At 61.0% G+C, this 16552-nt stretch carries 17 protein-coding genes and 1 tRNA gene; 4 read left to right on the plus strand and 14 right to left on the minus strand.

Features of this window, described 5'->3' with window-relative positions:
- Positions 1-156 precede the first annotated feature (156 nt).
- Together wrbA and SERRSCBI_RS08565 are read right to left on the minus strand one after the other, a co-directional pair.
- The gene (gene wrbA, locus SERRSCBI_RS08560) at positions 157-756 is read right to left on the minus strand and encodes an NAD(P)H:quinone oxidoreductase (RefSeq protein WP_042784144.1); all 600 of its coding nucleotides are present in this window, start codon (positions 754-756) and stop codon (positions 157-159) included.
- Positions 757-835: 79 nt separating this feature from the next.
- On the minus strand, positions 836-1453 hold the full coding sequence (locus tag SERRSCBI_RS08565; RefSeq protein ID WP_033642607.1) for a LysE family translocator: 618 nt from the start codon (positions 1451-1453) through the stop codon (positions 836-838).
- 68 nt (positions 1454-1521) lie between these two features.
- Between SERRSCBI_RS08565 and SERRSCBI_RS08570 the strand changes: the two genes are divergently transcribed.
- Complete coding sequence (locus SERRSCBI_RS08570) at positions 1522-2445, plus strand: LysR family transcriptional regulator (protein ID WP_033650700.1); 924 nt, start codon at positions 1522-1524, stop codon at positions 2443-2445.
- Here SERRSCBI_RS08570 and SERRSCBI_RS08575 read toward each other — a convergent pair.
- Together SERRSCBI_RS08575 and SERRSCBI_RS08580 are read right to left on the minus strand one after the other, a co-directional pair.
- Positions 2429-2896 carry a helix-turn-helix domain-containing protein gene (locus SERRSCBI_RS08575; RefSeq protein WP_042784146.1) on the minus strand — a complete coding sequence of 156 codons (468 nt, stop codon included), beginning with the start codon at positions 2894-2896 and terminating at the stop codon, positions 2429-2431. The genes SERRSCBI_RS08570 and SERRSCBI_RS08575 overlap by 17 nt on opposite strands.
- Before the next feature lie 117 nt (positions 2897-3013).
- Complete coding sequence (locus SERRSCBI_RS08580) at positions 3014-3589, minus strand: helix-turn-helix domain-containing protein (protein ID WP_042784147.1); 576 nt, start codon at positions 3587-3589, stop codon at positions 3014-3016.
- 67 nt (positions 3590-3656) lie between these two features.
- On the opposite strand from SERRSCBI_RS08580, the gene SERRSCBI_RS08585 reads away from it, so the two are divergent.
- Positions 3657-4580, plus strand: coding sequence for a DMT family transporter (locus tag SERRSCBI_RS08585; protein ID WP_033642612.1), 924 nt, complete (start codon positions 3657-3659; stop codon positions 4578-4580).
- Positions 4581-4630: 50 nt separating this feature from the next.
- On the opposite strand, the gene cycA is transcribed toward SERRSCBI_RS08585, so the two are convergent.
- Positions 4631-6031: a D-serine/D-alanine/glycine transporter gene (gene cycA, locus SERRSCBI_RS08590; protein ID WP_033642613.1), complete on the minus strand. Its 1401-nt coding sequence runs from the start codon at positions 6029-6031 to the stop codon at positions 4631-4633.
- Positions 6032-6381: 350 nt separating this feature from the next.
- Here cycA and SERRSCBI_RS08595 point away from each other — a divergent pair.
- Positions 6382-6454 (plus strand) — tRNA-Arg (locus SERRSCBI_RS08595).
- Between the two features lie 223 nt (positions 6455-6677).
- Here SERRSCBI_RS08595 and SERRSCBI_RS08600 read toward each other — a convergent pair.
- Positions 6678-7181 (minus strand): DedA family protein, encoded by a 504-nt coding sequence (locus SERRSCBI_RS08600; RefSeq protein ID WP_042784148.1) that lies wholly within the window; start codon positions 7179-7181, stop codon positions 6678-6680.
- A gap of 74 nt (positions 7182-7255) precedes the next feature.
- The gene (locus SERRSCBI_RS08605; protein ID WP_042784149.1) at positions 7256-8569 is read right to left on the minus strand and encodes an MFS transporter; all 1314 of its coding nucleotides are present in this window, start codon (positions 8567-8569) and stop codon (positions 7256-7258) included.
- 384 nt (positions 8570-8953) lie between these two features.
- Between SERRSCBI_RS08605 and SERRSCBI_RS08610 the strand changes: the two genes are divergently transcribed.
- The gene (locus tag SERRSCBI_RS08610; protein ID WP_033633403.1) at positions 8954-9256 is read left to right on the plus strand and encodes a putative quinol monooxygenase; all 303 of its coding nucleotides are present in this window, start codon (positions 8954-8956) and stop codon (positions 9254-9256) included.
- A gap of 191 nt (positions 9257-9447) precedes the next feature.
- Here the strand turns inward: SERRSCBI_RS08610 and SERRSCBI_RS08615 are convergent, their stop codons facing one another.
- From SERRSCBI_RS08615 to SERRSCBI_RS08645, 7 genes are all read right to left on the minus strand, one after another.
- Positions 9448-9936 carry a hypothetical protein gene (locus SERRSCBI_RS08615; RefSeq protein WP_232230755.1) on the minus strand — a complete coding sequence of 163 codons (489 nt, stop codon included), beginning with the start codon at positions 9934-9936 and terminating at the stop codon, positions 9448-9450.
- A complete protein-coding gene (locus SERRSCBI_RS08620) occupies positions 9911-10477 on the minus strand; it encodes a GNAT family N-acetyltransferase (RefSeq protein WP_042784150.1) in 567 nt (188 codons plus the stop codon). The genes SERRSCBI_RS08615 and SERRSCBI_RS08620 overlap by 26 nt, the downstream gene beginning before the upstream one ends.
- Positions 10478-10612: 135 nt before the next feature.
- Complete coding sequence (locus tag SERRSCBI_RS08625; protein WP_033650705.1) at positions 10613-11332, minus strand: enoyl-CoA hydratase-related protein; 720 nt, start codon at positions 11330-11332, stop codon at positions 10613-10615.
- Positions 11325-12497 (minus strand): MFS transporter, encoded by a 1173-nt coding sequence (locus tag SERRSCBI_RS08630; protein ID WP_033642618.1) that lies wholly within the window; start codon positions 12495-12497, stop codon positions 11325-11327. Before SERRSCBI_RS08630 ends, SERRSCBI_RS08625 begins: the two co-directional genes overlap by 8 nt.
- Positions 12494-13705 carry a 5-aminolevulinate synthase gene (hemA, locus tag SERRSCBI_RS08635; protein ID WP_042784152.1) on the minus strand — a complete coding sequence of 404 codons (1212 nt, stop codon included), beginning with the start codon at positions 13703-13705 and terminating at the stop codon, positions 12494-12496. The genes SERRSCBI_RS08630 and hemA overlap by 4 nt, the downstream gene beginning before the upstream one ends.
- Positions 13706-13720: 15 nt before the next feature.
- Entirely contained in the window at positions 13721-14932 is a 1212-nt protein-coding gene (locus SERRSCBI_RS08640) for an acetyl-CoA C-acyltransferase (RefSeq protein ID WP_042784154.1), read from the minus strand.
- 9 nt (positions 14933-14941) lie between these two features.
- Positions 14942-16471, minus strand: coding sequence for a 3-hydroxyacyl-CoA dehydrogenase NAD-binding domain-containing protein (locus tag SERRSCBI_RS08645; RefSeq protein WP_042784155.1), 1530 nt, complete (start codon positions 16469-16471; stop codon positions 14942-14944).
- Positions 16472-16552: the final 81 nt, after the last annotated feature.

The following is a 16552-nucleotide window of genomic DNA, read 5'->3' on the forward strand; positions in this document are numbered from 1 at the left end:
GGCTGAAAGCCGATGAGCGACGGGCAGAACGAATTCGGGCCTGGCCTTCAGACGCTGAATGGCCGGGGGAGGGGCATTCTAACCTTGCGGCGGGTCGGCAACAAGATGGGGCCGTGCGAATGCGCGGCCCTTTGAATCACGGGTGCAGGGGGGCGATTAACTTTTCAGCTTGGCGGTGATTTTCGCCACGTGCTCGCCCTGATAGCGGGCAATGGTCAGCTCTTCGTTGCTCGGCTGTCGCGAACCGTCGGCGCCGGCGATAGTGGTCGCACCATAGGGGGTGCCCCCGCGCACCTGCGAAACGTCAAACAGCTCCGGCGTCGCATAGCCGATCGGCACGATGATGAAGCCGTGGTGCGCCAGCGTGGTCCAGGTCGAACTGATGGTTTGCTCCTGGCCGCCGCCGGTGCCGGTGGAGGAAAATACGCTGCCCACCTTGCCGTACAGCGCGCCGGAAGCCCACAGGCCGCCGGTCTGATCGAGGAAGGTGCGCATCTGTCCGGCCATGTTGCCGAAGCGGGTCGGCGTACCGAAGATAATGCCATCATAGTCCGCCAGCTCTTGCGGGGTGGCGACCGGCGCCTGCTGGTGTTGTTTGCCCCCGGCCTTGGCGAAGGCTTCCTGCGTCATGGTTTCCGGCACGCGTTTGACCGTTACGTCCACGTTATCGACCCGATTCGCCCCTTCGGCCACCGCCTGCGCCAGGCGTTCGATGTGGCCGTACATTGAGTAATAAAGCACCAACAGTTTCGTCATGTTTCGTACTCCCGCTCAGATGATTAACAAAAAACCCCTGATAAGCATAGAAGCGAATGACGAACTTGGCGTCGCGGCGTTACCTGATGCCGGCGATCGCCAACAGGGCGCCAAAGACAATCAGCAGCCCGCCAAAGGTGCGATCGATGCCGCGGCGCAAACGCAAAAAGCGCGCATTGACACCCGGCGCGGAAAACAGCAGCGCGACGGCGGCGAACCAGAATACATGGACGGCGGCGATAAAGAGGCCATAGCCTATCTGTACGCCGAGCGCGGTGTGGGGAGAGACCACCTGCATGAACAGACTGACGATGAAGATGGTGGTTTTCGGGTTTAACGCGTTGGTGAGAAAGCCGGTTTTCAGGGCGGCGAGATCGCTGATGGCGGCCGGCGTCGTGGTGGGCGCGGCGTCGTGATGGGTTGCGTTGCGCAGCAGCGTAAAGCCGAGGTAGATCAGGTAGGCGGCGCCGATGCCTTTGAGCAGGTTAAACAACCAGGGCGACTGTTGGATCAACACGCCGACGCCAATCAGCGTATAGCTGACATGGATCAGTACGCCGGCGCCAATGCCGCAGGCGGTGAAGATGCCGGCGCGGCGGGAGAGCAGCAGGCTGTTGCGCGAGACCATGGCGAAATCCGGCCCGGGGCTGATTACAGCGAGTAAAGTAATGGTGACGACAGCGATGAGTTCAGTCATAGTTATCCTTGCGATGTTTATCAATAGAGTGACTGATTTATAAGAGTAATTTTTCTCGGTGACAAACGATGAATAGTGACGATATCGGTGAGAAAAACTCACGCAATAGAGCCAGGCCATTGCCGTTGGGCGGGCTGCGCTGTTTCGAGGCCGCCGCGCGGCTGGAAAGTTTCACCCAGGCGGCGCAGGGGCTGAATTTGACGCATGGCGCCATCAGCCGGGCGGTGAGGGCGCTGGAAGAGGAATTGGGCGTGGCGTTGTTTGAGCGCCGCCATCGGCGGGTACTGCTCACGGCGGCGGGCCGCAAGCTGTTTCAGGCGACGCAGCAGGCCTTCGGCATTTTGGACCATACCGCGCTGGAGCTGCGTCAGCAGGCGCTCAATGCGCCGCTGGTCTTGTCCTGTGAACCGACCTTATTGATGCGTTGGCTGATCCCGCGTTTGCCGGCTTTTCAGCGGGCGCACCCGGACATCAACTTACAGCTGGTGGCGGGCGGCGGTCCGTTTTCGTTCCATGACGGCATCACGGCGGCGATCCGGCGCAATGACTTCGATTGGGGAAAGCAGGCGCATAGCCTGGCGTTGTTCAATGAAAAGGTCGGGCCGGTGTGCCAACCCGAGGCGCTGACGAGGCTGACGGCCTCTGTGGACGGACGGCGGCTTTTGCAGCCGGGCGCCAAACTGCTGCATGCCGCGACCCGGCCGGATGCCTGGCGGCACTGGGCGCATCAGCAGGGGGTGACATTGGCGGGGCATCCGGAACAGCGCTTTGACCATTTCTATTTCAGTCTGCAGGCCGCGGTAGCTGGCCTTGGCATCGCAATCGGCCCATGGCTGCAGGTGCGAGACGATCTGGCCGCCGGCTTGTTGAGCGCGCCGTTCGGTTTTACGCCCGACGGCAGCGGCTATTACCTGCTGTCGCCGCAGCCTATCGTGCCGGGCAGCGCGTTGGCCCGGCTGGCCGAGTGGCTAACGCTCACGGCAGGCGCCTGAGTTTTTGCGCCAGCCGCTGTTCCTGCCAGCGGCTGAAGACGTTGCGCAGCAGCAGGGTGCGCACCGCCCGCATGATCAGCGCGAGGCTCATGCCGCCGATCGCCCATAGCGCCCAGAGATAGTGCGGGTGGGTAAAGACGTTGACAGCGAGCAATATCGTGCCGATGACGGCGAAACGCACCGCCATGCTCAGCAGTTTACCCTCTGCCGCAACCTGGCGACGAAGGCGCTGCGCCTCAGGCGTCTCCTCCTGCGGTGCCTGCGGCGGCGCGTTGAGATCGCTGACCTGCACGCCCAGCGCGGCGGCGATTGCGGTCAAGGTTTCCAGGCTGGCCTGTTCGCCGTTTTCAATCCGCTGTACGGTGCGGGTGCTGAGGCCGGCGATGGCCGCCAACTGCTCCTGCGACCAGCCTTTTTCCAGGCGTAATGGTCTGATGCGGTACTTTTGCATGGTGCACTCCCGAGTTCGCTGTCACTGTCATCCAGTGTAGGAGGTGCGGGGTAGCGGCGCCACGACAGCGGCACGACAGCGACACGACATCCGCCGCCGGCGCGGGCCGGCGGGCAGTCAGAAGGCGACGTTGCGGATAAAGCGCAGCGGGAGATCGCCGTGGTTGGCGTAAGCGTAGCGCTGATCGCTGTTGAAGGTTTGCGTGGCGCCGGCGCTGAGCGTCAGCGTGCCTTGTTCCAGTTCCAGCGTCAGGGTGCCGGCAATCACGTAGAGGATTTCGCTCCAGCCTTCGGCGTCCGGCGCCGAGTCGTAGCGCTCGCCCGGCATCAGCGTCCATTCCCACAGCTCGGCCCGTTGGCGTGCCGGCACGCTGGCGGCAAACAGCGCCTGGCTGCCCGGCTGCGCGCCTTGCCAGGCCAATTCGCCCACCAGATGGTTGCCGCGCGCTTCCGGCGCCTGAATCAGATCGGTGAACGAAATCGCCAGGGCGGCGGCGATCTTGTCGAGCACCGCCAGACTGACGTTGCGATCGCCGGCCTCGATGCCCGCCAGCATGCGGCGGCTGACGCCGGAAAGTTCGGCCAGCGCCATCTGGCTCAGGCCCGCCTGTTGGCGGTAGCCGCGCAGATTGCTGCTCAGGTACTGCAGCACTTTGGGGGGATCGGTTTTCGCGTTATGCGCCGTATTGCTCATCGCCGGACTTTATCTCATACTGGCAGGATCTGTGCATTATATTGCACTCAGCAGGAAGGGCAAGCCGGTGTCAGCAGCAAAAAAATCCTTTATTTCCGCCGTGGTTCCGCAAATCAGGTTGCCGGAAGCGGTGTTGATTTTCATCACCATGATCTGGGGCGGCACCTTTTTGGCCGTGCATCACGCGATGCAAGTCAGCGGGCCGTTCTTTTTCGTCGGTCTGCGTTTCGCCACCGCCACGCTGGCGTTGACGCTGTTTTCGCTGCGCGTGCTGCGCGGCCTGACCCTGTATGAACTGAAGGCGGGCGTACTTATCGGGCTGGCGATCATGTTCGGCTACAGCATGCAAACCGTCGGTCTGCAGACGATTACCAGCAGCCAATCGGCGTTCATCACCGCCATGTACGTGCCGATCGTGCCGCTCTTGCAATGGCTGGTGCTGGGGCGGTTCCCCGGCATCATGTCGTGGATTGGTATTCTGCTGGCCTTTACCGGCCTGATGCTGCTGGCGGCGCCGAGCAGCACGGACATGTCGCTGAGCCTCGGCGAAATTCTGACGCTGGCCGGCACGCTGGGCATGGCGGCAGAGATCATTCTGATCGGCGCCTTCGCCGGCAAGGTGAATATCCGCCGGGTGACCATTGTGCAGCTGGCGACCGCCTCGCTGGCCTCATTTTTGATGATGGCGCCGACCGGCGAATCGCCGCCGCCGTATTCGGATTACCTGCTGTACAGCGCCATTGGGCTGGGGCTGGCCAGCGCGTTGATTCAGCTGACCATGAACTGGGCGCAGCGCAGCGTTTCACCCACGCGCGCTACGGTGATCTACGCCGGCGAACCGGTCTGGGCGGGCATCGTCGGGCGGCTCGCCGGTGAGCGTTTGCCGGGCGTCGCGTTGTTGGGGGGCGCGTTGATTGTGATCGGGGTGGTGGTCAGCGAGCTGCGCGTACGGCGCAAGGGGAAAGCGGCGGTGGCGACGGAAGCGGATTAGCGCAGAGGCAAAAAAGAGCAAAGGGGCGGAGATATCCGCCCCTTTTTGCATCACGCGGTTTTCTTCTTGCGCAGGAACACGTAAGACAGGCCGAGCAGGATGAACCACAGCGGGGTGACGATCAGCGCCTGGCGGGTGTCTTCGCGCAGCGACAACAGCACCAACACGAACACGAAGAACGCCATGCACACCCAGCACATCAGTTTGCCGGCCGGCATTTTGTAGATCGATTTCTGGTGCAGCGCCGGGCGCCGTTTGCGGTAGACCAGATACGAACACAGGATGATGGTCCAGACGAACATGAACAGAATCGCCGACACGGTGGTCACCAGGGTGAAGACCGTCATCACGTTCGGGATCAGGTAAATCAGCACCACGCCGCCCAGCAGGCAGATGCAGGAGAAGGTGAGGCCGTTGGCCGGCACCGCGCGCTTGGACAGGTTGGCGAACGATTTCGGCGCGTCGCCTTCCTGCGCCAGCCCGAACAGCATGCGGCTGGTGGAGAACACCCCACTGTTGGCGGAGGAGGCGGCGGAGGTCAGCACCACGAAGTTGATCACGCTGGCCGCGGCCGGCAGGCCAATCAGCACGAACAATTCAACGAACGGGCTCTTGTCCGGCACTACGGAGCTCCACGGCGTCACCGACATGATGACGATCAGGGCGAACACGTAGAACATGATGATGCGGATCGGAATCGAGTTGATGGCGCGTGGCAGTGACTTCTCCGGATCCTTGGTTTCCGCCGCGGTGGTGCCCACCAGTTCAATGCCGACGAAGGCGAATACCGCGATCTGGAAGCCGGCGAAGAAACCGCTGATGCCTTTCGGGAACATGCCGCCGTCATTCCACAGATGGGTGAACGAGGCTACGGTACCGGTCGGCGACTGGAACTGCATGGCGATCATCACCAACCCGGCGACGATCAGCCCGACGATGGCGACGATTTTGATCATCGCAAACCAAAACTCCATTTCGCCGAACATCTTCACCGTCGCCAGATTAAGGCCGAGCAGCAACAGCACGCACAGCAGCGAAGCGATCCACTGCGACAGTTCAGGGAACCAGAACTGGGCGTAGGCGGTGATCGCCACGACGTCGGCGATGCCGGTGACCACCCAGCAGAACCAGTAGGTCCAGCCGGTGAAGAAGCCGGCCCACGGGCCGAGCAGATCTGCGGCGAAATCGCTGAACGATTTGTATTCCAGGTTGGACAGCAGCAGCTCGCCCATGGCGCGCATCACGAAGAACAGCATAAAGCCGATGATCATGTACACGAAGATGATCGAAGGGCCTGCCAGGCTGATGGTTTTACCGGAACCCATAAACAGACCGGTGCCGATGGCGCCGCCGATGGCGATCAGTTGAATATGTCGGTTAGTGAGGTTTCGCCGTAGATGATCTTCTGAAGCGGGCGTCGCGTCAGTCGCTATTTTAGAGTGATCTACCATCTGATGATGTCCTGTTTTACCTGTCATTAGTGAAGTCGTGAGCTCTGAAGTGGCTCTTTTTTATACATTTATCCGGTTGGTCCGGCTTTAGTAAGGTAGTGCAATAACGCCACCTTTGTGCAACATGTTTACAACATTTATACGCGGGATAAAAGTCGATCAATCTTTACACGAGAGGAGGCAAATCGGACGTTCAGGGAGCGGAAGATTACTCTTCAAACGGTGGGATTAACAGACCTTATGCGGCTTATCTCGTTGATTAAACAAAGGGTTGTAAAATTCGCATGAGAAAAAGTAATGGGTGTAAGCGTTTGACAGCGAGGCTGACAAGAAGGGCGATTTATCTCGTTGGGCCGTTAGCTCAGGCGGTAGAGCCGTTGATGTCTAATCAACGAGACAGAGATTCGCCCCCTGTACGGCCCGTCAACCAAATCAGCGTGTTACGCTCAGAAATTTCTTTGATCGTGCCCTCATGGCGCCGTTTTAAGCGCGTATTCTGCAAAAAAATTCGCATTTTTCGACTGATGTTCAGAAAGGTGATCTGGCGCAAACTGCGATGTTGCACCGTACTTTATACGGCAAGGGAGGCTGTGCGCTGGCGCAACGTCGGCGCAGGGATGGGGCATTTGCCCAAGAATCTTTCAGGTCAAGAAACGGGGAACACATGCGCGGCCGACATCAAGAGCAGTGCCCAAACGGCGGCTGAGAGTGCGGCGGTGGCATAGACGTGCCTCGCCGGCAGTTGCAGCATGCCGGCCATCAGCGGCACGGTGTAACGCATCACCGCCAGAAAACGCGAGGCGAACAGCAGCGGCAGCCCGCGCTTTTGCAAGGAACGTTGCGCTTTGCGCAGCGGGGCGTGAAAGCGTGCCGGCAGCCGGCGGCCAAGATCGCGACGGCAGAACAGTGCGCCGCAGTGGAAAGACAGGATTGAGCCCAACGCCGCGCCAAGGGCGATGGCCGCCCAAACCGCGCCGATCGGCAGCGCATGTTTGCCCGCAAGGATGCCCATCAGCAGCGTCACCGAGGCAGGCGGCAGGACGGAGGACACCACGATCACGGATTTTCCCAGCGCGAACAGGAAAATCAGCAGTAGCAACATCTCCGGTTCCGGGCTGTATTTGGCGATAATGTGCGTCAATTCATCCATTTAACACCTGTGGGCGAGAGGGCTGACTGTCAGTGTCCCATCCGCAGGTTCAATAATGGCTAAATAACGCGTCGCTATCCGGTTATCTCTGCGTCTTGCTTGCGCGCCTCGGCATGCCGATGTCTGAGCGCCCCTAACAGCACGGCGCACAGCAGCGAAAAGGCGGCCAGCGCCAGCGGCCCGGCATGCGGGCTGTGAAAACGCTGTTCCGCCTCAGTGCGGATCAGCGGGGCTAAAAAGCTGAATGCGGCGCCGAGCGTGGTGCAAAAACCGATGCCGGCCGCCAGCGCCGGACCGGTGAGCAGCTGAGCGGGAAACGTCCAGAAAATGGGTTGTACCGCCAGAAAACTGACTGCGCAACAGCTCAGGGCGACGATAGCGAGCAACGGGCTGGCATAGGAAGAGACGACCAACCCCAGCGCTGCCGCGACCATGCAGCCAACGGCGATCGGCAATCTTCTGGCGGTTTTTCTGTCGGCATAGCGCGGCAGGAAATAGACGCCAAGCGCGGAGCATGCCCAGGGAATGGCGGCTACCAACGAGGCCTTGAAGCCGAGATGGGTGCCCATCAGCGAGGCGATCTGCGACGGCAGAAAAAACATCAGGCCGTATACGCCGATTTGCAGGGTGCCGTAGATCAACGCCAGATGCCAAACTTTGCCGCTTCTCATCGCCGCTTTAACGCTGCTGGTTTCGGTGCGCTGCTGTTCAGCGGCCAGCTGTGTGACCAGCGCATTACGTTCTTCCTCGGTGAGAAAGCGGGCCTGCCCTGGGCTATCGTCGAGATAGAAAAAGGCGAAGACGCCGAGGACGACGGCCGGCAACCCTTCCAGCACGAACATCCAGAACCAGCCGGGCTTGCCCAACACGCCGCGCATCTCCAGCAAGGCCCCCGACAGCGGTGAGCCGAGCGTCAGGGCCGCCGGTACGCCAAGCACGAAAATGCCAATGACCGAGGCGCGCACCTTATTGGGAAAATAGATCGACGCCAGCAGCAGGATGCCGGGGTAAAAGCCGGCTTCGGCGATCCCCAGCAGAAAGCGCAGGACAATAAATTGCTGCTCGTTGGCCACCAGCCCGGTACAGGCCGACAATGCCCCCCACAGCGCGGTGGTGGCGCTGAGCCAGCGTTTGGCGCCCCAGCGATTCATCAACAGGTTGGCCGGAATGCCGAACAGCGCATAGGCGGCAAAGAATATCCCCGCGCCCAGCGCAAAGGCGGATTGCGACAGCGCGATATCGATGGCCATCGCGTCTTTGGCAAAGCCGACGTTGACCCTGTCGATAAACGCGATGAAGTACATGGCGAACATCAATGGCACCAGTCTGCGCCAGGTTTTGCGGATGGCGGCGTTGAGCGCTGGAGCGGCATAGGTGACGTGATTCACTGGCGGTAACCTCTCTTCTGAGAATGATAAGCGTCGGTCATAAGGACCGTCCTGGCGCCGTGGCCCATCATGCGGCGATGACATGGCTTTTCTGCGTGAGCTGTAAAGGTCTAAAGGACTAATGGTCAGGCCTTTAGGGGCGAAAAAAACGCCGCGTATTGCGTCGGCATATCGGTACAGATATCACCATGGTGAATGGTGTGTTGCTTTTTTGTTAATTGAAAGTTCACACAGGGCCAGGACGCGTTCAAGCGCTTTGATCGAGATCTGTGTGCGCTATCACCGAATTGGGAACCCGATGACAGACACGGGAGAGTGGCGCTTTCATCTCGCGAGGGAGGGCGATAAGGTGAAGCGCGGCACAACAGAACGCAGGAGCGCAACATGCTGAAGGTCATTGCTGAAGATTTCATTCACCCGGAACACATTGACACCGTTATGCCGTGGTATCGCGAGCTGGTGGAGAAAACCCGGCAGGAGCCGCTGTGCATCAGTTATGAACTGTGCATTGACCAGCAGGATCCCGGGCACTTTATTTTTATCGAAAGCTGGCCGGATCGCGCGGCTCTCGAAGTGCATTGCCAGACCGAGCATTTCACCCGGCTGGTGCCGCAGATCAATCAGTATCAGCGCAAGCCTTGCACCTTCCTGTTTATGCAGGCGTTCCCTGAAACAGGCGATAAATAGGCGAAAAAATCCCCGCAGGGGGCGGGGTTAATGGCTTCTCAACACTATCTTGTTGTGATTAAAAAATAGGCTGATAATGATTTTCATTCCCTAGGAATGCTCTTAAATTAATCAATCTGGTGAATGATTTGCCGTCTGCTTTTCGCTGGCGGTTTTAATGGCGCGCAGCATGCGGCGTCTTATCAACCCACTCACCAGGCGAATCGCATACCAGTAGGGGTAAACCGCCGCCGGCTGGCGCTGTCGGGGCAGAAGATGCGCGTTTCCGTTACCAAGCGGCAGCGCCCACCCTCCAGCGGGCTCGCGGCATACCCCAGCGCCAGTTTGGCGACGCCGGGCTGAGCGAAGGCCTGAAAGTCCGCCCCGTCAGCGACCTTCACCAAACCGTATTCGGCCTGCCAAAACCGGCCGATCAGGCCATAGACCAACGCGGTTTCATCCTGCTCAAGCAGGCAAAAGTTATGCAGGCCAAACGGCGGAGGACGAGGCTTATCGCGTGGCATCAGCCGCGCGGGCAATTCGCGCAGCGCTATCATGCTGCGGAAAAAACGATCGCGCTTGGGATCGTAAGCGGCCACGGCGTCCAACACCCGCGATTGCGGCGCGGTGATGACGATCGTATGCCGCTCAGAGAACTGGTATTGCCCGAGGTATTTATTCAACAGCGTCATGTTGTTCATGCTCTCGCCATTCGTTATGCAGCAGGGCGAAACCGAATTCATCACCCCATGCGCCTTTGAAAAACACGTTTTGCCGCCAACAGGCCTCACGGCGAAAGCCCAGCTTGCTGAACAACGCGGCGGCGCGAAGATTACGCGCGTCTACCACGGCGGTAATGCGGTGTTTCGCCAGCGGCCCGAACAGCAGGGCGATGACGGCGCTTAGCGCCTCGCGCGCCTGTCCTTGCCGCTGATGAACCGGATCGAAGGTCACGCCCAGTTCAGCCTGACGCCCTTCATCGAAAAAATGCACCGCGACATCGCCCAGCAACGCGCCGTCCTCGCGGCGCTCGACCGCCAGTTGAAACCAACTGTCATCACGGTTGAACGCGAGCCGCTGTTGCTGTGCGAAAAAGGCCTGCGCCTGTGCGGCGCTGTAGTCGCTCCAGCTCTGGTAGCGCGCCACGTCAGGATGGTTGCGGTAGGCGGTAAAGTGGGGCAGATCGTCGGCGGTGAACGGGCGCAAGATCAGTCTGGGGGTCAGCAGAGGCAAGTGGCGCATTATTTTTCCTTATCAGCGCATGAGGGCTACCGGCAGTGTAGCCCAGCGCCGAGAGGCGGGCTGCGTAAAATGAGCTGTGGCGGGGAGGCGCAGCGGGAAATGCCGGCTCAGGCAAGCCGGCAAGCAATAAGGGGGTTAACGACGAGCGGCCGCCTGACGCAGGCGTTCGACCGGCGCCTGCTGAAAATCGAACGATGGCGCCTCGCGCTGCGTCAGCCCCTGGCGCACGATGGCCTTCACGGCCAGGCTGGCGGCGAGATCCTTCCCGGCGATCTGCTCGGCGATGCGCAGCGCTTCCTCCCGGGCCGAGCCCTCGCTGATACGGGAAATGGCGCCGTGTGACAGGGCCTCCCGCGCACCGACGGTTCTGCCGGTCAGCAGCCAGTCGAGGGCGACATAGGGAGAAACTCGCGCCGGCAAGCGCGCGCATCCGCCTTGCGCGGCGACCAATCCGAGCCCGGTTTCGGGGAAGCTGAAGCGCGCGTTCTGGCCGGCGACGATCAGATCGCAAGCCAGGGCGAGCTCAAAGCCGCCCCCGTAAGCGATGCCGTCAACGGCGGCGATGATCACCTTGGCGATCTGCGCATGGATCAGCCCCCCGAATCCCTCTGGCGTGACGATGGGCAGTTCGCCCTGTCGGAACGCGTTGACATCCATGCCGGCGGAAAATACCGCCGGCTGACCGGCCAGGACGATCGCGCGTATCGTATCGTCATTATCCGCCTGCCGCAGGTAACTGCGGATCAACTCGGCCATCTGCAGGTTGATGGCGTTCTTTTTCTCCGGCCGATTGAGGGTGATGACCGCAACCTGCGCGCCATAACGTTCGTAAAGCACCGGCGGTGATTCACTCATCGCTGGCCTCCCCGCGGAAAAAGATCAGCGTCAGCAGCAGGGCGATGGCGCCGAGCGGCAGCGAGAACAGCGGCAAATAGTGGGCCGGCAACGCGTAGAGCGTCAGGCCGCCCAGCATGCCGCCCGCCGCGATGCCGGCGTACAGCACCGAGCTGTTGAGCGACACGGTCAGCGCGCCAAAACGTTTCGATAGCGACAACAGGTGATGTTGGATCGGCACCAGATACATCCAGCCGGTGATGCCCCAGATAAGAAAGATGGCCAACACCCACCACGGTGAGGTGACGTAAAAGGCCAGCAGGAACAGGGACAGCGTCTGGATCGCCACCGAAAACAGCAGCACGAATTTGCTGCCCAGGGCGTCGGTCAGCGCGCCGGAGGCAAAATTGCCGATCACCGCGCCAATGCCGAACACCAGCAGCGCCAAAGGCAGAATGGCCTCCGGGCCGAACTGGGTGTCTTTCAACAGCACGCTGACGTAGCTGTAAACAATGTGTTCCGAGCACACGGCGAAAAAGGTGATCAGCAGCGTGGTCAGCACCGCCTTTTGCCGCAGCGGGGCGAGCCGTTCTTTCAACGAATGTTTGCCTGGCGCCGCAATAGCGCGCAGCGCCAGCGACAGGCCGAGCAGCGCCACCGCCCCCAGCAGGGCGATGAACAGAAAGATGTCGCGCCAGCCGATCAGTTTGGCCAGAAAGGTGCCGAACGGAATGCCGAGCGCGATGGCCAGCGTCATGCCGCCATAGACGATGGAAATAGCCAGGCCGCGGCGTTTTTCCGCCACCAGCCCCACCGCGGCGGCGGCGGCCTGCGGGGTGTAACAGGCCGCGCCCAATGCCGCCAGCACTCGGCCGAACGATATCTGCAGATAGCTGGTGGCCCAGGCGCAGGCCAGGTTGCCGGCGATGAACAGCACCAGCGCCAACTGCAGGATGTGCTTGCGGTTGACGTTGCCCAGCAGCCAGGCGGTCAGAGGCGCAAACAGCATGTAGGCCAGCGCGAATACCGATATCAACTGCCCCGCTTGCGCGGGGCTGACGGCAAAGGTCGCGGAAATGTCGCTGAGCACGCCGGCGACGATAAAGGCGTCGGTGCCGATGGCGAAGGTGCCGGTCGCCATCAGACACAGCGTGACCAGATGGCCGTTATAATCCGCTAACTTCATCCCGCCCTCCGCAGATCGTTTACCGCCCAGACCCGGCTCAACGCCGCCAGGAAGGTCTCCACGTCGGCATGGGAATGCGCCGAGGTCGGCGTCACCCGCAGCCGCTCGCTGCCCGCAGGCACCGTCGGGGCATTGACCGGTTGCACGTAAATATCGTGCTCATCGAGCAGCACTTTACTGATGTGTTTGTTGCGATGGGGATCGCCGACCCGCAGCGGCAGGATATGGCTATCTGCCGACACCAGCGGGATGCCGGCGGCGCGCAGACCGGTCTTCAGGTGATCGACGATCGCCAGCAGGTGCTTGCGTTGGGTGTCGTGCTCGAGGTTGTATTTAAAGCTGGCCAACGCGGCGGCCACCACCGGCGCCGGCGACGAGGTGCTGAAGACGAATGCCGGCGCCCAGCTGCGCACGGCTTCCACCACCGAACGGGGCGCGGCGATATAGCCGCCCGCCGCACCGTAAGACTTGCCGAACCCGCCCTGGATAATGGTGATTTTATCCAACAGGCCCAGCTGTTCGGCATAGCCCAGCCCCCGTTCGCCATACACGCCGGCCGAATGAATTTCGTCGAGATAGGTCAGCGCCTGATACTGTTCCGCCAGCGCCACAATCTGCGCCAGGGGAGCAAAGTCACCGTCCATGGAATACAGCGACTCAAAGGCGATCAGCTTTGGCCGCGCCGGATCGGCGGCCTGCAGCAGCTCGGCGAGGTGCGCCACGTCGTTATGGCGGAAGATTTTTTTCTCCGCCTTGCTGTAGCGAATCCCGTAAATCATCGAGGCGTGATTCAGTTCGTCAGAGAACACGATCAGATCGGGAATGGCGTCGCACAGGGTGGACAAGGTGGCGTCGTTGGCGCCGAAGCCGGTGGTGAACAGCAGCGCCGACTCTTTGCCGTAGGCGCTGGCCAGCAGCGTTTCCAGTTCAGTGTGATAGACCGAGGTGCCGGAAATGCTGCGGGCGCCGCAGGTACCTAACCCGACTCGGTTAACCGCGTCGGTGGTGGCCAGCAGCACTTTGGGGTGGTGGCTCATGGCCAGATAGTCGTTTGAGCACCAGACGTTGAGACGGCGCTCGCCTTGCTGCCCGTGGCTGGTGGCCCAGGGTTTGTCCTGCACGCCGCGTTCAAGGTTGAGGAACTCGCGAAAACGCCCCTGTTTTTTGGTTTCCGCCAACTTTTCTTCAAGAATGTTCAGTACGCTCATAGCATGTTCCTTGTGTTAAACGGCTTTAAGGTTTAATGACAGGCCCTGACCGACGCCGACGCACATTGTGACCAATGCGTTGCCGGCCTGCCGATCGCGTAATTCCAGCGCCGCCGACAGCACCAGGCGCGCGCCGGACATTCCCAGCGGATGGCCGAGCGCGATGGCGCCGCCGTTTGGGTTGACGCGCGCGTCGCCGGCGTCGATGCGCCAGTGTTTCAGCGCCGCCAGAACCTGCGCGGCGAAGGCTTCGTTAATCTCGATGATGTCAAAATCATTCAGCGTGAAACCGCCGCGCTGCAGTAAGCGCTCGGTGGAGGCGATTGGCCCCAGCCCCATCAGCGCCGGCGCGACGCCGGCGGCCGCGCTGTCGCCGATCTCCGCCAGCGGTTGCCAGCCCTGGCGTTTCACGTAGCGCCCGGAGGCCAGCAGCAGCGCGGCGGCGCCGTCATTGATGCCGGAAGCATTGCCGGCGGTGACCGAACCACCGGCGGCGAAGGCCGGTTTCAGCGCCTGCAACTGCTGCAGCGTGCTGAGCCGGGGGAATTCGTCCTGTGCGAATATACGGGTGGTTTTACGATCCGCCGGCACATCCACGGGCGTGATTTCCCGCGCCAATCGACCACTGTCGATCGCCCGGCGGGCTTTTTGCTGCGAGCCCAACGCGAACAGATCCTGTTCCTCGCGTGAGATACCCTGCTGTTGGGCCATGTTTTCCGCCGTGATGCCCAGCGGATCGCTGCCGTAGCGTTCCGCCAGGCGCGGGTTGACAAAGCGCCATCCCAGCGTGGTGTCGTACAGCTTTACCCCCTTGTCGAACGGCGTTTCGCCCTTGCTCAGCACATAGGGCGCGCGGCTCATGCTTTCCACGCCGCCGGCCAGAATCAGTTCGCTGAGGCCGCTGCGGATTTTCGCCGCGGCGTAGATCACCGCATCCAACCCGGAGGCGCAAAGGCGGTTGAGGGTGATGGCCGGCACCGACTGATCCAATCCGGAAAGCAGCGTCGCCATGCGGGCGACGTTGCGGTTGTCTTCGCCGGACTGGTTGGCGCAGCCCAGCACTACTTCATCCAGATCCTGCTGCACCACCGGATGGCGCTGAAACAGGCTGCGAATAATCGTCGCCGCCATATCATCGGGGCGGGTATGCGCCAGGCTGCCGCCATAGGCGCCGATCGCCGTGCGCGTGCCGTCGATCAGATAAACACCGTCATCTTTAATGCTCATCATGGATCCTTAAGGCGTGGTGGTCAGCGCCGGTTGGGCGGCGTGCAGAAGGGTGTAATGCGGCGCATAGCGCGCCGCGTGCAGCAATTGCGCCAGGTTGCTCAGCGTCGTCCTGACATTTTCCTCCCCGAGGCGAGTGAGCCAGCCGAAAATGCCGTCGGCGTAGTTCACGCCGGCGACGGCGGCGACATCAATGTCTTCCCGGCTGCAGACGCCGCTTTCCACCATGATCACCGACTCGTTGATCAGGCTGCTGAGCACGCGGGCGACGATCAAGGCCGGGGAATCCTTGATAAATTCCACCTGCGGGATCGCGGTGTGCAGCAGGCGTAAAAACAGCGCCTTATTGGCCGCAGAGGCGTGGCGGCTATGCGCCGCCACCAGGTACGCCGTATCGCCGTAGTTCAGGGCGACATCGACGACAAAGGCGTCCGCCGCGGTCTGTTCGGCAAGCTGGTTTGCCGTGCGGCCATCGGTAACGCTGACGGTGAAAGCGTCATTGACCTGAATGGCGGCGCCCAGGCCCGGTAATGTCGGCCGTTGTTCCACGCGCAGCCGCGGCCATTGCAGGGCGGCCCGCTGCTGTAGCAGGGTAAAGAGAGGATGTTCACCGTAAATGCGTAGCGTCTCGACCTCCGCATCGACGGCGGCCGCAAGCGGCGGGGGAGATTCTTCGGTGGAAAAATAGGAGCGGCCGTTCTTTTTGCCCAACAGACCGGCATCGACCAGCGAGCGCTGCAGATGGCCCGGGGTATAGCGCGGATCGTACTGCATGTCCTGCCAAATTTGCCGGCTGACCTGATAGTTGATGTCCTGACCGATAAAATCGGTCAGCTCGAGCGGCCCCATGCGAAAGTGTCCGCCGGCTTTGAGGGCGCGGTCGATCTGCGGCGCACGCGCCACGTGTTCTTCCAACAGGCGGAACCCTTCCAGATAGTAGGGGCGGGCCATACGGTTGACGATAAATCCCGGCGTGGCCTGACAGACGACATCGCGTTTCCCCAACGCCGCCACCAGTTGACGGCAACGTTCGGTGGTAACCTGTGCGGTAAAATAGGCCGGAATGATTTCAATCAGCTTCATCAGCGGCGCGGGGTTGAAAAAGTGCAAACCGATAAAGCGTTCGCTGTGCGTCACCGCCGTCGCCAGCTTATTAAGCGACAGTGAGGAGGTATTGGTGGCGATCAGCGTGTCGGGCTTGACCGTCGCGGCGATGGCCGCCAGCACCTCGAGTTTGGCTTGCTCATGCTCTGCGATGGTTTCGATCACCAGATCGCTGTCGGCGATGGCCCCAAATTCCGCGGAGAACGTCAGATTAGCCAGCACCGCGTCTTTGTCCTGCAGCGCGAGCTTGCCCTGTTCCACCTTTTTGTTCAGGTCTTGCACGATAGCGTCGCGAGCTTGATTGAGGGTATTGCCGTTGCGATTATAAAGCACCGTACGAATGCTTTTTTGCGCCAAAAGATAAGCGATGCCTCTGCCCATCGTTCCCGCGCCGATAATCGCAGCCGATTGAATTGCCGCATTACTTTCTGCCATAGAAAATCCCCGTCACTGTATGCCATGCGAAATTCGCAAATGCTTATTATCTCTTTGGATTTACGGCGGCACCGGGTGCCT

It is taken from the genome of Serratia sp. SCBI, from assembly GCF_000747565.1.
GTDB classification, from domain to species: Bacteria; Pseudomonadota; Gammaproteobacteria; order Enterobacterales; family Enterobacteriaceae; genus Serratia; species Serratia ureilytica.

What these genes read in the sequence shown, in the direction of transcription:
- wrbA (WP_042784144.1), bottom strand. Translation starts at nt 756, where the DNA reads ATGACGAAACTGTTGGTGCTTTATTACTCAATGTACGGCCACATCGAA.
- SERRSCBI_RS08565 (WP_033642607.1), bottom strand. Translation starts at nt 1,453, where the DNA reads ATGACTGAACTCATCGCTGTCGTCACCATTACTTTACTCGCTGTAATC.
- SERRSCBI_RS08570 (WP_033650700.1), top strand. Translation starts at nt 1,522, where the DNA reads ATGAATAGTGACGATATCGGTGAGAAAAACTCACGCAATAGAGCCAGG.
- SERRSCBI_RS08575 (WP_042784146.1), bottom strand. Translation starts at nt 2,896, where the DNA reads ATGCAAAAGTACCGCATCAGACCATTACGCCTGGAAAAAGGCTGGTCG.
- SERRSCBI_RS08580 (WP_042784147.1), bottom strand. Translation starts at nt 3,589, where the DNA reads ATGAGCAATACGGCGCATAACGCGAAAACCGATCCCCCCAAAGTGCTG.
- cycA (WP_033642613.1), bottom strand. Translation starts at nt 6,031, where the DNA reads ATGGTAGATCACTCTAAAATAGCGACTGACGCGACGCCCGCTTCAGAA.
- SERRSCBI_RS08600 (WP_042784148.1), bottom strand. Translation starts at nt 7,181, where the DNA reads ATGGATGAATTGACGCACATTATCGCCAAATACAGCCCGGAACCGGAG.
- SERRSCBI_RS08610 (WP_033633403.1), top strand. Translation starts at nt 8,954, where the DNA reads ATGCTGAAGGTCATTGCTGAAGATTTCATTCACCCGGAACACATTGAC.
- SERRSCBI_RS08615 (WP_232230755.1), bottom strand. Translation starts at nt 9,936, where the DNA reads ATGAACAACATGACGCTGTTGAATAAATACCTCGGGCAATACCAGTTC.
- SERRSCBI_RS08620 (WP_042784150.1), bottom strand. Translation starts at nt 10,477, where the DNA reads ATGCGCCACTTGCCTCTGCTGACCCCCAGACTGATCTTGCGCCCGTTC.
- SERRSCBI_RS08625 (WP_033650705.1), bottom strand. Translation starts at nt 11,332, where the DNA reads ATGAGTGAATCACCGCCGGTGCTTTACGAACGTTATGGCGCGCAGGTT.
- SERRSCBI_RS08630 (WP_033642618.1), bottom strand. Translation starts at nt 12,497, where the DNA reads ATGAAGTTAGCGGATTATAACGGCCATCTGGTCACGCTGTGTCTGATG.
- hemA (WP_042784152.1), bottom strand. Translation starts at nt 13,705, where the DNA reads ATGAGCGTACTGAACATTCTTGAAGAAAAGTTGGCGGAAACCAAAAAA.
- SERRSCBI_RS08640 (WP_042784154.1), bottom strand. Translation starts at nt 14,932, where the DNA reads ATGAGCATTAAAGATGACGGTGTTTATCTGATCGACGGCACGCGCACG.
- SERRSCBI_RS08645 (WP_042784155.1), bottom strand. Translation starts at nt 16,471, where the DNA reads ATGGCAGAAAGTAATGCGGCAATTCAATCGGCTGCGATTATCGGCGCG.